This window comes from Rhodoferax sp. WC2427 (assembly GCF_040822085.1).
GTDB lineage: Bacteria > Pseudomonadota > Gammaproteobacteria > Burkholderiales > Burkholderiaceae_C > Rhodoferax_B.
Window position 1 is genome coordinate 2,921,648 of the sequence record NZ_CP162006.1, and the last position, 12,892, is coordinate 2,934,539.

Sequence of the window (12,892 nt, forward strand, 5' to 3'; positions counted from 1 at the left end):
AGTATCCAGTATATTGCAAGCCCCTATTTTTTACCAACCAGCTCCTTGATCTGCTGCAGCGCCGACGGGTCGTCCATGGTGGTCAGGTCGCCCGGATCGCGGCCTTCGCATACGGCCTGCACGGCGCGGCGCAGCAGTTTGCCGCTGCGGGTCTTGGGCAGCACGCTGACGAAGGTGACGCGTGCCGGGCGGGCCACGGCACCCAGATCTTTGTCAACGATGCGCATCACCTCGGCTTCGAGCTGGGCGCGGGCGGCATCGTCGTTCAGCAAGCTGGCGTCCTTGACCACGGCAAACGCCATGGCCACCTGGCCCTTGAGCGCGTCGGCCACACCGACCACCGCCACTTCGGAGATATTCGGATGGGCGGCGATGCTTTCTTCGATCTCGCGGGTGCCCAGGCGGTGCCCGGCCACGTTGATCACGTCGTCGGTACGGCCCAGGATGAAGAAGTAGCCGTCCGCATCGCGCACACCCCAGTCGAAGGTGCTGTAGACCATCTTGCCGGGCACGCTGGACCAGTAGGTTTGCACAAAGCGGGCATCGTCGCGCCACACGGTTTGCAGGCAGCCGGGGGGCAGCGGGCCTTCGATGGCGACCACACCCTTCTGGTTGGGGCCGGTGAGCTCTTCGCCGGTGGAGTCGTCCAGCAGCTTGACGTTGTAGCCGTACACCGCCTTGCCCGGCGAGCCAAACTTGGTGGGGGCCGACTCCACGCCGTTGCACAGCGCCAGGATGGGCCAGCCGGTTTCGGTCTGCCAGTAGTTGTCGATGATGGGCTTGCCCAGGGCCTGGCTGATCCAGGTGGCGGTGGGTTCGTCCAGCGGCTCGCCAGCCAAAAACAGCGCGCGCAGGCTGGACAGGTCGTATTTCGCCATCAGCGCCGGGTCTTGCTTCTTGAGCACCCGCACGGCGGTGGGCGCGCTGAACATCACCGTGGCCTGGTACTTCTCAACCAGGCTCCACCAGATGCCGCCGTCGGGCCGGGTGGGCAGGCCCTCGTACAGGATGGTGGCCATGCCGCCAATCAGCGGGCCGTAGATGATGTAGCTGTGGCCCACCACCCAGCCGATGTCGCTGGTGCAGAAGAAGGTTTCGCCGGGCTTGCCGCCGTAGATGTGCTGGAGGCTGGCGGCCAGCGCCACCGCGTAGCCACCGGTGTCGCGCTGCACGCCCTTGGGCTTGCCGGTGGTGCCGCTGGTGTACAGGGTGTAGCTGGTGTGGGTGGCATCGACCCAGGCGCAGGGGACTACCGTTTCCAGGTGTTTTTGCCGCTCTGCGCCCCACAGACGGTCACGGCCAGCTACCAGATCCATAGCAACCAGGCCGCGATCCACCAGCAGCACAGCGCTAGGTTTGTGCTTGGACAGGCGGATGGCCTCGTCCAGCAGCGGCTTGTAGGCCACGGCTTTGCCGCCGCGCGAACCGGCATCGGCACTGACCACCACCACCGGTTCGGCGTCTTCGATGCGCGAGGCCAGCGCGCCCGAGGCAAAGCCGCCAAACACCACCGAATGGATGGCGCCAATGCGGGCGCAGGCCAGCATGGTGAACGCAGCCTCGGCCACCATTGGCATGTAGACCAGCACGCGGTCGCCCTTGGCCACACCCAGGCCCAGCAGCACGGCGGCCATGCGCTGCACTTCGGCGTGCAGCTGGCGGAAGGTGTAGACGGTTTCCTCGCCGGTCTCAGACGAGACAAAGATCAGCGCCCGCTGGTCGGCCCGGTCTGCAAGGTGCCGGTCGACCGCGTTGTGGCATAGGTTGGTGGTGCCGCCGACAAACCATTTCGCAAACGGCGGGTTGCTGTAATCGCACACCTGCTGGGGCGGGGTCTGCCAGTCGATCAACCGGGCCTGCTCGCCCCAGAATGCATCGCGCTCGCTGAGGGAGCGTTGGTAAAAGTCTGCATACGCCTGCATATTTGTCTCCGGTTTGTGTGAATTTGCATTCATAATTATGAATGCAGAACTGGCTGGAAACTGACTTTGACAGCCTTCCCTGGCATCCCTCCCCTCCCATCTGTCTTACTTTTACAAGGAATTTCCATGGCCCGCGAAGTTGTTGTTGTTAGCGCCGTACGTACCGCGATCGGAACCTTCGGCGGCAGCCTGAAGGACATCCCGCCCATCGACCTGGCCGCCCAGGTGGTGCGCGAGTCGCTGCTGCGCGCCCAGACCGAGGGGGCCGACGTGGGCCATGTGGTGTTTGGCCACGTGGTCAACACCGAGCCGCGCGACATGTATTTGTCGCGTGCGGCCGCCGTGCTGGGTGGCTGTGGTGAAGGCACACCCGCCTACAACGTGAACCGCCTGTGCGGCTCGGGCCTGCAGGCCATCGTGAATGCGGCGCAAAGCATTTTGCTGGGCGACACCGACATCGCCATCGGTGGCGGCGCTGAAAACATGACCCGTGCCCCCTACGCCGCCCTCAGCGCCCGCTGGGGCCAGCGCATGGGCGACGCCAAGCTGACCGACATGATGATCGGCGCGCTGCACGACCCCTTCCACAACATCCACATGGGGGTCACCGCCGAAAACATCGCCAAAAAATGGGGCATCAGCCGCGAAGACCAGGACGCGCTAGCGGTCGAAAGCCACCACCGGGCCGAGCGCGCCACCGCCGCCGGGTACTTCACCAGCCAGATCACGCCGGTGGTGCTGAAGAGCAAAAAGGGCGACACCCAGTTTGCCAGCGACGAGCACTTCCGCAGTGGCGTGACGATGGCCGACATGGCCAAGCTCAAGCCCGCGTTTGCCAAGGAAAACGGCACCGTCACCGCCGGTAACGCCTCGGGCATCAACGATGCCGCTGCCGCCGTGGTGCTGATGGACGCGGCCACCGCCAAAGCCCGGGGCCTGCAGCCGCTGGCCCGCCTGGTGGCCTACGCCCATGCCGGGGTGGACCCGCAGTACATGGGCATCGGCCCGGTGCCCGCCACCCGCCTGGCGCTGCAAAAAGCCGGGCTGACGGTGCAAGACCTGGATGTGATCGAAGCCAACGAAGCCTTTGCCGCCCAGGCCTGCGCGGTGAGCCGCGACCTGGGCCTGGACCCGGCCAAGGTCAACCCCAACGGCTCGGGCATTTCGCTGGGCCACCCCATCGGGGCTACTGGCGCGCTGATCACCGTCAAGGCGCTGTACGAGCTGCAACGCATCCAGGGCCGCTACGCGCTGGTGACCATGTGCATCGGCGGCGGCCAGGGCATTGCGGCAATTTTCGAACGTTGCTGATCGGTGCAGGCAGGGTGCAGGTAACCCACGTCAACATCGGCACCGCCCGCCCGCTGATGGCCGGTGGGCGGCGCGTGCTGTCGGGCATTGGCAAGCACGCAGTGGCGGGCCCGGTGGCCGTGGGCCGCATGGGGCTGGCAGGCGACGAGCAGGCCGACCTCAGCGTGCACGGCGGGCTGGACAAGGCCGTCTATGCCTATCCTGGCGAGCACTACGCCTTCTGGCAAGCCCGGCGGCAGGCCCAGGGTGTCAGCCTGTTTGACGAGGACCTGCCGCCCGGTTTTGTGGGTGAAAACCTGACGCTGCACGGCCTGCTGGAGCCGCAGGTGTGGGTGGGCGACAGGCTGCATTTCCCCGACTGCAGCCTGCGTGTCACCGAGCCGCGCCAGCCCTGCTTCAAATTCAATGCCGTGATGGGCTATGCCGGTGCCGCACGCGACATGGTGCGCAGCGGCGCCTGCGGGTTTTACCTGGCCGTGGTGCAGCCCGGCAGCATCGCGCCAGGCCAGGCCTTCACGCTGGAGCCGGGCCGCCGAAGCCTGGCGATTGCGGTGGCATTTGCGAGCGCACGGCGATGACCAGGCGCAGCGCTGGAAGCGCCCTGGTTTTGTTTCAAAAAATAACAGGCTCACCACGCCCACCCAAAAGGACCATGGGGTAGCATCGTGCAGGTCCACAGGCACTGTGCGGGTGATGTGGCGGCTTCCATTGCACACACCACTTCTAGGCCTATGCGACTAGCCGAACCAATGCAGCACCCTGACCAGGCGCTCCAAACCCTGTGCCACGGCATGGATTTCATGCCGGTCCCCCTGCTGATCTCCCGGGTTGGCAATTCTGCCGGTAGATCGGCTGCCGGGCCGCGCGAACAGTTCTACCTCAACAAAGCCTTTACCGCCCAGATCGGCTACAGCCTGGGCGACATCCCCGACAGCCATAGCTGGTTTGAAAAAGCCTACCCCGACCCCGATTACCGAGCCAGTGTCATCGCCAGTTGGCAAGCCAAGATCGCCGAGAGCAGGGAAAAAGGGCTGCCCACGGCCGAAGTGCAGGCGCTGGTGCAGTGCCATAACGGCCACAAGCGCTGGTTCATCATCACGGTCGAACTCCACTCACCGGTCTGGCCCGACTACTACATGGTCGCCTTTCGCGACGTGCACGACCTGTGCCACGCGCTGGAAGAAAACAACCGCCTGTCGCGTACCGACACCCTCACCGGCCTGCCCAACCGGCGCGAAGCCCAGGAGCGGCTGGAGCAGGAATGGCGGCGCTACCAGCGGGTGGACTCGGAGTTTTCGGTGCTGCTGTGCGACATCGACCACTTCAAAAGCGTCAACGACGAGCTCGGCCATCCGGCAGGCGACATGGCCTTGCGCGCCGTGGCCCAGCAACTCGCCCAAACCTGCCGCACGGTGGACTGCGTGAGCCGCTGGGGCGGTGAAGAATTCCTCATCATCCTGCCCGCCACCCCGATCCACCACGCCGCCGACCTGGCCGAACGCCTGCGCCTTGGCATCGCCACGCGCACCATCGACGCGGGCCGCAGCCAGCTCTCTCTGCGCCTGAGCATTGGCTGCGCCAGCATGCTGCCGCGCCAAAGCATCGACCTGCTCATCGACCGCGCCGACACCGCCCTCTACCGCGCCAAGGCCACGGGACGCAACCGTGTCTGCACCGCACTGATCCACGCCGTATGAACACACTTCTCAGCCTGGTGTATGTCAGCTCCGCCCGCCTGCCCTTGGGCGAACCCGCATTGGAGCAGCTGCTGTGCAAAGCCCGCGACCGCAACCAGCAGAACGCGCTGACCGGCGTGCTGCTCTACAACGGTGGCAACTTCATGCAGTACCTCGAAGGCCCGGCCCCGGCCCTGCAAGAAACCTACCGGCGCATTGCCCGCGACCCCCTGCACGAGAACGTGATTGAACTGCTTCTGGAGCCGATCGCCGAGCGCAGCTACTCCCGCTGGGACATGGGTTTCGCGCGGCCCACCGGCTCTGAGATGCTGGCCTTGTCTACCGCCCGCTGGAAGCAGACCGCTAGCGGCACCATTCCCACCAAGGACACCCCGGTGGGGATCTTGCTGCTGCACAGCTTCTGGCAAACGGCCCAACGCTAATCCACCGGCTTGTTTATGAAAACCATCGGCCTCATCGGCGGCATGAGCTGGGAATCGACCATTCCCTACTACCGCCAGATCAACGAAACCGTCAAACAGCAGCTCGGCGGCCTGCACTCGGCCAAGATCATCCTGTTCAGCGTCGATTTCTTCGAGATCGAGCGCCTGCAGCACGCAGGCGACTGGGACGCCGCCGGGGCCGTGTTGGCCGATGCCGCCCGCGCCCTGGCCCGTGCCGGGGCCGAAGGCCTGGTGCTGTGCACCAACACCATGCACAAGGTGGCGGCGGCCATCGAGTCTGCCGTCAGCATCCCGCTGCTGCACATCGCCGACCCTACCGCCACGGCCATCCAGGCTGCAGGTTTCAACACCGTCGGCCTGCTGGGCACGCGCTTCACCATGGAGCAGGATTTCTACCGCGCCCGCCTGCAAACCCGCCATGGCCTGCGTGTGCTGGTGCCCGACGCGCCGGGCCGCGACACCGTGCACCGCATCATCTACGAAGAACTCTGCCTGGGCCAGACCCTGCCCGCCTCGCGCGAGGCCTACCGGGCCACCATGGCCGGGTTGGTCGCCCAGGGCGCACAGGCCATCATCCTGGGCTGCACCGAGATCGGGCTGCTGGTGGATGCCAGCGACAGCAGCGTGCCACTGTTCGACACCACCGCCATCCACGCCGTCAGTGCGGCGCAGTGGGCCTTGCAGGTGGGCTGATTGCCCGCACACGGGGCTTCATACGTACAATACGTATCAAGCCAGCGCAGAAGGATCCAACATGCAAAAAAAAATGACCATCACCATGGACGAAGATGTCTATGAAGGGCTTTTTCGGGTCATCGGACGGGGCAAGGTAAGCCAATTTTTGCAAGAATTGGCGCGCCCCCACGTCATGGGCGATTCGCTAGACGATGGCTACCGTGCCATGGCCGCAGACCCCGAATACGAAGCCGAAGCCAATGCCTGGGTGGAGGGGCTGATCTCGGGCGTGGCGCATGAAACGCGGTGAGGTGTGGTGGGTCGAGTTTGACCCTGCCGTCGGCAGCGAGGTCACCAAAACCCGGCCCGGCATCATCGTCAGCAACGATGCCGCCAACCGCAACCTGGGCCGCGTGATCGTGGTAGCACTCACCAGCAACACCGAGCGGATGTACCCCGGCAACGCGCTGGTGACGGTGGCGGGCGCGCGCAGCAAAGCAATGGCCGACCAGATCATGACGGCCGATAAGTCGCGCCTGAAATCCCTGCTCGGCACTCTGTCAAAGCCCGACATGAAGGCCGTCGAAGAAGCCATGCGCCTGCAAATGGGCCTGTAGCGACAGGCTTATGCTTTTTAAGCCGCTCTCGCTTATTCCATCAGCGTAAGCAGCTACCAAAATAGTAGCAAACCTTCACCCCTTGCCGGTCGACCCGTAGCCGCCCTCACCGCGCTCCGAGGCGGGGAATTCGGTGACCACGTTGAACTGGGCCTGCACCACCGGCACGATGACCAGCTGGGCCAGGCGCTCCATCGGGGCGATGGTGAAGGCCACGGTGCTGCGGTTCCAGGCGCTGACCATCAGCTGGCCCTGGTAGTCGCTGTCGATCAGCCCCACCAGGTTGCCCAGCACGATGCCGTGCTTGTGGCCCAGGCCGGAGCGCGGCAGGATCATGGCGGCAAAGCCGGGGTCGGCCAGGTGGATGGCGATGCCGGTGGGCACCAGTTGCCAGGCGTTGGGGGCCAGCACCAGGGGCTCGTCCAGGCAGGCGCGCAGGTCCAGGCCGGCGCTGCCGGGGGTGGCGTAGGCCGGCAACTGGTCTGCCATGCGCGGGTCGATGATTTTCAGGTCGATGATCATGGGGGAAAACTAGGAAATACGGTGGGCGATCTCGGCGACCAGTTGGCGCGCGAGGATGCGTTTGGAGGCGTGCGGCAGTTCGGTGGCGCGGTGCGCATCGACCAGCAGCAGCGCGTTGTGGTCTTGGCCAAAAGTGGCCGGGCCGATGTTACCCACCAGCAGCGGCACGCCTTTGCGGGCGCGCTTGGCCTGGGCATTGGCCAGCAGGTTCTGGCTCTCCGCCGCAAAGCCAACACAAAACAAGGCGCCGCTCAAAGCACGGGCAGACTGGGCCACGGTGGCCAGGATGTCGGTGTTCTCGACAAACTGCAACTGGGGCGTGGCGCCCGAGCCGTCCTTCTTGATCTTGTGGTCTGCCGCCTGCGCGGGCCGCCAGTCGGCCACCGCTGCAGTTGCTATAAAAATAGTAGCTTGTTGCGCCGATGGAATCACGGCTTCCAGCATATTTTGTGCAGATTTCACGTCGATGCGGGTGACCCCACGCGGGGTCGCCAAGGCCACGGGCCCGGCCACAAGCGTGACTTCAGCCCCGGCCTCGCGGGCGGCGCGGGCGATGGCAAAGCCCATCTTGCCGCTACTCAGGTTGGTGATGCCACGCACCGGGTCGATGGCTTCAAAGGTAGGCCCGGCGGTGACCAGCACGCGCTGCCCGGCCAGGGTTTTGGGCTGGAAGAAGGCCACCACGTCCTCCAGCAGCTCGGCAGGCTCCAGCATGCGGCCGTCGCCCGTTTCGCCGCAGGCCTGCGCGCCCGTGCCCACGCCCAGCATCACCGCGCCGTCGGCCTGCAGCTGGGCCATGTTGCGCTGGGTGGCGGGGTGCACCCACATTTCGCGGTTCATGGCCGGGGCCACCAGCAGCGGCACGGTGGCCATGGGCCGGGCCAGGCACAGCAGGCTCAGCAGTTCGTCGGTGCGGCCCTGCACCAGCCGGGCGATGAAGTCGGCGCTGCACGGGGCAATCAAGATCAGATCGGCCTCGCGGCTCAAATTGATGTGCGGCATGTTGTTGGGCTCGCGTGCATCCCATTGCGAGCCAAACACAGGTCGGTTGCTCAGCGCCTGCATCGTCACCGGGGTGATGAACTGCGTGGCCGCCTCCGTCATCACCACCTGCACCGTAGCCCCGGCCTTGACCAGCAAGCGGCACAGCTCGGCCGATTTGTAGCAGGCAATGCCGCCGGTGAGGCCCAGCACGATGTGCTTGCCAGCCAGGTCGCCGTCTGCCGTCGAAGGGGCCAAGAGAGGTGTATTGGGGTTCATGGCGGGCAATGTAGCAGAGCCAGAGCGCCCGCAGAGTGCGCAGAGAGCACCTATTTGGCGCCCTTATAATCTTGTTTTACCACCTCCCCCGGGATCAGCTCCCGACTTTGAGATGACCAAATTTGTCTTCGTCACCGGCGGTGTCGTGTCTTCCCTGGGCAAGGGAATCGCTTCAGCCTCTCTTGCAGCACTCCTCGAATCGCGGGGGCTCAAAGTCACCCTGATCAAACTGGACCCCTATCTCAACGTAGACCCCGGCACCATGTCGCCGCTGCAGCACGGTGAAGTCTTTGTGACCGACGACGGCGCAGAAACCGACCTCGACCTGGGCCACTACGAACGCTTTGTTGAGACGCGCATGCGCAAGTCCAACAACTTCACCACCGGCCAGATCTACAAGAGCGTGCTCGACAAAGAGCGCCGTGGCGACTACCTGGGCAAAACCGTGCAGGTGATTCCGCACGTGACCAACGAAATCCAGGAATTCATCAAGCGCGGTGCGCGTTTTGGCGAGCCCGACGCAGTAGACGTGGCGCTGGTCGAAGTGGGCGGCACCGTGGGCGACATCGAATCGCTGCCCTTCCTGGAAGCCGTGCGCCAGATGAGCCTGAAAATGGGCCCGAACAACACCGCCTTCGTGCACCTGAGCTACGTGCCCTGGATCGCCGCCGCGGGCGAGCTCAAGACCAAGCCCACCCAGCACACCGCCAAGCAACTGCGCGAAATCGGTATCCAGGCCGACGTGCTGCTGTGCCGCGCCGACCGCCCGATTCCGCAGGAAGAGCGCTCCAAGATCTCGCTGTTTTCCAACGTGCCCGAGTGGGGCGTGATCTCCATGTGGGACGTGGACACCATCTACAAAGTGCCACGCATGCTGCACGAGCAAGGGCTGGACGGCCTGATCTGCGACAAGCTGCGCCTGAACACCCCGCCCGCCAACTTGAAGCGCTGGGACGACCTGGTCTATGAAACCGCCAACCCGCGCGGCGATGTCAACATCGCCATGGTCGGCAAGTACGTGGACCTGAGCGACAGCTACAAATCGCTGAACGAAGCCCTGCGCCACGCCGGCATGAAGAACCATGTGCGGGTGAAGATCAGCTACGTCGATTCCGAAACCATCGTCCCTGACACCGTGGACTCCCTGGCCGCATTCGATGCCATCCTGGTGCCCGGCGGCTTTGGCAAACGCGGCATCGAAGGCAAGATCTGCGCCGCCCAGTTTGCCCGCGAGCACAAGGTCCCCTACCTGGGCATCTGCCTGGGCATGCAGGTGGCCACCATCGAATTTGCGCGCCACGTGGCGGGCCTGGCAGATGCCAACAGCACCGAATTCGAGCCCCTCACCCCGCACCCGGTGATCGCGCTGATCACCGAGTGGAAAGACACCGACGGCACCATCAAGACCCGCAACGAAAACTCCGACCTGGGCGGCACCATGCGCCTGGGCGCGCAGAGCTCCGACGTGGCCCCCGGCACGCTGGCGCACAGCATCTACGGCGACGTGGTCACCGAACGCCACCGCCACCGCTATGAAGCCAACGTGCACTACCTGGACCGCCTGCGCAACGCCGGGCTGGTGATCTCGGCCCTGACGCAGCGCGAGCAACTCACCGAAATGGTCGAGCTGCCGCAAAGCGTCCATCCCTGGTTTGTGGGCGTGCAGTTCCACCCCGAGTTCAAGTCCACACCCTGGGACGGCCACCCGCTGTTCAATGCTTTTGTGAAGGCGGCGGTAGAGCACACCCCCGCGTCCAAAAAAACCAAGTCTGCCAAGTAAGGACCGGGGAGCACCGCCTTGGGACCCGGAAAAAAGCATTCCTGACACCGGGTCTGAAAACGGCTGCTGCCCCACCCCAACCACGAGATACACCATGCAACTCTGTAACTTCACCATTGGCCTGGACCAGCCCTTCTTCCTCATCGCAGGCCCCTGCGTCATCGAGTCCGAGCAGTTGCAGATGGACACCGCGGGCACCTTGAAGGAAATCACCACCGCTTTAGGCATTCCGTTCATCTTCAAGAGCAGCTTCGACAAGGCTAACCGCAGCAGCGGCAGCACCTTCCGCGGCCCCGGCATTGACAAGGGGCTGGAGATTCTGGCCAAGGTCAAGCGCGAGCTGGGCGTGCCGGTGCTGACCGACATCCACGACGAATCGCAGATCGCCCAGGTCTGTAGCGTGGTCGACGTGCTGCAAACGCCCGCCTTCCTGTGCCGCCAGACCGATTTCATCCGCGCCGTGGCCCAAAGCGGCAAGCCGGTGAACATCAAGAAGGGCCAGTTCCTGGCGCCGGGCGACATGAAGAACGTGATCGACAAGGCCCGCGCCGCCGCCAAAGAGGCCGGCCTGGAAACCGATAACTTCATGGCCTGCGAACGCGGTGCCAGCTTTGGCTACAACAACCTGGTCAGCGACATGCGCAGCCTGGCCATCATGCGTGAGACCCTGGCGCCGGTGGTGTTCGATGCCACCCACTCGGTGCAGCTGCCCGGCGGCAACGGCACCAGCAGCGGCGGCATGCGCGAGATGGTGCCGGTGCTGGCACGTGCGGCGGTAGCCGTGGGCGTGGCCGGTGTGTTCATGGAAACCCACCCCGACCCCAGCAAAGCCATGAGCGACGGCCCCAATGCCGTGCCCTTGAAGCACATGCGCGCCCTGCTGGAAACCCTGGTGGCTTTGGACCGCGTGACCAAGAAAAACGGTTATCTGGAAAACAGCTTCTCCGCGTAACTGCGGTTCTGCAACAGTTACAACCCGCGAACAATCGGCGCATTGACGCGTGCGCGACACCAAAGCCATGCAAGAATTCAGGGCTGCGTCAATGGCTTGCCGCCGGCCCAATTTTTAACCATCCAAGGAAGACAAAAAATGAGTGCAATTGTTGATATCGTCGCCCGCGAAATTCTGGATTCGCGCGGCAACCCCACCGTCGAATGCGATGTGCTGCTGGAATCCGGCACCATGGGCCGTGCGGCCGTGCCGTCGGGTGCTTCCACCGGTTCGCGCGAAGCCATTGAACTGCGCGATGGCGACAAAAAGCGCTACCTGGGCAAGGGCGTGCTCAAGGCCGTCGAGCACATCAACACCGAAATTTCCGAGGCCATCCTGGGCCTGGACGCTTCCGAGCAAGCCTTCCTGGACCAGACCCTGATCGACCTGGACGGCACCGAAAACAAATCCCGCCTGGGCGCCAACGCCATGCTGGCCGTGTCGATGGCCGTGGCCCGCGCTGCCGCCGAGGAATCCGGACTGCCTCTGTACCGCTATTTCGGCGGCATGGGCGGCATGCAAATGCCCGTGCCCATGATGAACGTGGTCAACGGCGGCGCGCACGCCAACAACAACCTCGACCTGCAAGAGCTGATGATCATCCCCGTGGGGGCCCCATCGTTTCGCGAAGCTCTGCGCTACGGCGCCGAAGTGTTCCACGCGCTGAAGAAAATCCTGCACGACAAGGGCATGAGCATTGCGGTCGGCGACGAAGGCGGCTTTGCCCCCAACGTGCCCAGCCACGAAGCCGCCATCCAGATGATTCTGGAAGCCATCACCAACGCCGGCTATGTGCCCGGCGAGCAGATCGCCCTGGGCCTGGACTGCGCCGCGTCCGAGTTCTACAAGAACGGCAAGTACGAGCTGGCCGGTGAAGGCTGGTCGCTGACCAGCCAGGAATGGACCGACATCATGGCTTCGTGGGTCGACAAATACCCCATCATCAGCATCGAAGACGGCATGGCCGAAGGCGACTGGGATGGCTGGAAGATCCTGACCGACCGCCTGGGCAAGAACGTGCAGATCGTGGGCGACGACCTGTTCGTCACCAACACCAAGATCCTGCAAGAAGGCATCGACAAGGGCATCGCCAACTCGATCCTGATCAAGATCAACCAGATCGGCACCCTGACCGAGACCTTCGCCGCCATCGAGATGGCCAAGCGCGCCGGTTACACCGCCGTGATCAGCCACCGCTCGGGCGAAACCGAAGACTCCACCATCGCCGACATCGCCGTGGGCACCAATGCGGGCCAGATCAAGACCGGCTCGCTGAGCCGTTCGGACCGCATGGCCAAGTACAACCAGCTCTTGCGCATCGAAGAAGACCTGGGCGACGTGGCCACCTACCCCGGCCGTAAAGCCTTTTACAACCTGAAGTAAGGTCACCCTGCCATGGCTTCCCGTGTAGTCCCCATCGTCTTGCTGGCCTTGCTGGCAGTACTGCACGGGCAGCTGTGGTTTGGGCGGGGCAGTATTTCCGAGGTCACGCGTCTGCAGCAAAAGCTGGAGACGCTCAAAGAGCACAACGCCCAGGCGCAGCGGGTCAACGACCAGCTCAGCGCCGAGGTGCGGGACCTGAAAGAAGGCCTGGAAATGGTCGAAGAGCGTGCCCGCTTTGAGCTGGGCATGGTCAAGTCCAACGAAATCTTCGTGCACATTTCGCCAAAGTAA

General features: G+C 64.2%; 14 protein-coding genes. 11 read left to right on the forward strand and 3 right to left on the reverse strand.

All coding sequences use genetic code 11. The annotated features are described in order from the left end of the window. Positions 1-23: 23 nt before the first annotated feature. Positions 24-1,922, reverse strand: coding sequence for a propionate--CoA ligase (locus AB3G31_RS13820; protein ID WP_367846657.1), 1,899 nt, complete (start codon positions 1,920-1,922; stop codon positions 24-26). 126 nt (positions 1,923-2,048) lie between these two features. Here AB3G31_RS13820 and bktB point away from each other — a divergent pair, with 126 nt between their 5' ends. The 7 genes from bktB (at position 2,049) to AB3G31_RS13855 (ending at position 6,665) form a co-directional block, all read left to right on the forward strand. Beyond that, positions 2,049-3,233 carry a beta-ketothiolase BktB gene (bktB, locus tag AB3G31_RS13825; protein WP_367846658.1) on the forward strand — a complete coding sequence of 395 codons (1,185 nt, stop codon included), beginning with the start codon at positions 2,049-2,051 and terminating at the stop codon, positions 3,231-3,233. A gap of 14 nt (positions 3,234-3,247) precedes the next feature. After that, entirely contained in the window at positions 3,248-3,811 is a 564-nt protein-coding gene (locus AB3G31_RS13830) for an MOSC domain-containing protein (protein ID WP_367846659.1), read from the forward strand. A gap of 153 nt (positions 3,812-3,964) precedes the next feature. Then, positions 3,965-4,930 (forward strand): GGDEF domain-containing protein, encoded by a 966-nt coding sequence (locus AB3G31_RS13835; protein WP_367846660.1) that lies wholly within the window; start codon positions 3,965-3,967, stop codon positions 4,928-4,930. Further along, a complete protein-coding gene (locus tag AB3G31_RS13840) occupies positions 4,927-5,352 on the forward strand; it encodes a BLUF domain-containing protein (RefSeq protein WP_367846661.1) in 426 nt (141 codons plus the stop codon). Before AB3G31_RS13835 ends, AB3G31_RS13840 begins: the two co-directional genes overlap by 4 nt. A 15-nt stretch (positions 5,353-5,367) precedes the next feature. Beyond that, positions 5,368-6,066 carry an aspartate/glutamate racemase family protein gene (locus tag AB3G31_RS13845; RefSeq protein WP_367846662.1) on the forward strand — a complete coding sequence of 233 codons (699 nt, stop codon included), beginning with the start codon at positions 5,368-5,370 and terminating at the stop codon, positions 6,064-6,066. 61 nt (positions 6,067-6,127) lie between these two features. Then, entirely contained in the window at positions 6,128-6,358 is a 231-nt protein-coding gene (locus AB3G31_RS13850) for an addiction module antitoxin (RefSeq protein WP_367846663.1), read from the forward strand. Continuing rightward, a complete protein-coding gene (locus AB3G31_RS13855; protein WP_367846664.1) occupies positions 6,345-6,665 on the forward strand; it encodes a type II toxin-antitoxin system PemK/MazF family toxin in 321 nt (106 codons plus the stop codon). The genes AB3G31_RS13850 and AB3G31_RS13855 overlap by 14 nt, the downstream gene beginning before the upstream one ends. 75 nt (positions 6,666-6,740) lie before the next feature. Here the strand turns inward: AB3G31_RS13855 and dut are convergent, their stop codons facing one another. Next, positions 6,741-7,187 carry a dUTP diphosphatase gene (gene dut / locus AB3G31_RS13860; protein ID WP_367846665.1) on the reverse strand — a complete coding sequence of 149 codons (447 nt, stop codon included), beginning with the start codon at positions 7,185-7,187 and terminating at the stop codon, positions 6,741-6,743. 9 nt (positions 7,188-7,196) lie between these two features. Beyond that, the gene (gene coaBC / locus AB3G31_RS13865) at positions 7,197-8,447 is read right to left on the reverse strand and encodes a bifunctional phosphopantothenoylcysteine decarboxylase/phosphopantothenate--cysteine ligase CoaBC (RefSeq protein WP_367846666.1); all 1,251 of its coding nucleotides are present in this window, start codon (positions 8,445-8,447) and stop codon (positions 7,197-7,199) included. 112 nt (positions 8,448-8,559) lie between these two features. Here coaBC and AB3G31_RS13870 point away from each other — a divergent pair, with 112 nt between their 5' ends. The 4 genes from AB3G31_RS13870 (at position 8,560) to AB3G31_RS13885 (ending at position 12,892) form a co-directional block, all read left to right on the forward strand. Then, a complete protein-coding gene (locus AB3G31_RS13870; protein ID WP_367846667.1) occupies positions 8,560-10,227 on the forward strand; it encodes a CTP synthase in 1,668 nt (555 codons plus the stop codon). Positions 10,228-10,321: 94 nt separating this feature from the next. Then, positions 10,322-11,179 carry a 3-deoxy-8-phosphooctulonate synthase gene (gene kdsA, locus AB3G31_RS13875; RefSeq protein ID WP_367846668.1) on the forward strand — a complete coding sequence of 286 codons (858 nt, stop codon included), beginning with the start codon at positions 10,322-10,324 and terminating at the stop codon, positions 11,177-11,179. 138 nt (positions 11,180-11,317) lie between these two features. After that, on the forward strand, positions 11,318-12,601 hold the full coding sequence (gene eno / locus AB3G31_RS13880) for a phosphopyruvate hydratase (RefSeq protein WP_367846669.1): 1,284 nt from the start codon (positions 11,318-11,320) through the stop codon (positions 12,599-12,601). 12 nt (positions 12,602-12,613) lie between these two features. Further along, entirely contained in the window at positions 12,614-12,892 is a 279-nt protein-coding gene (locus AB3G31_RS13885) for a septum formation initiator family protein (RefSeq protein WP_367846670.1), read from the forward strand.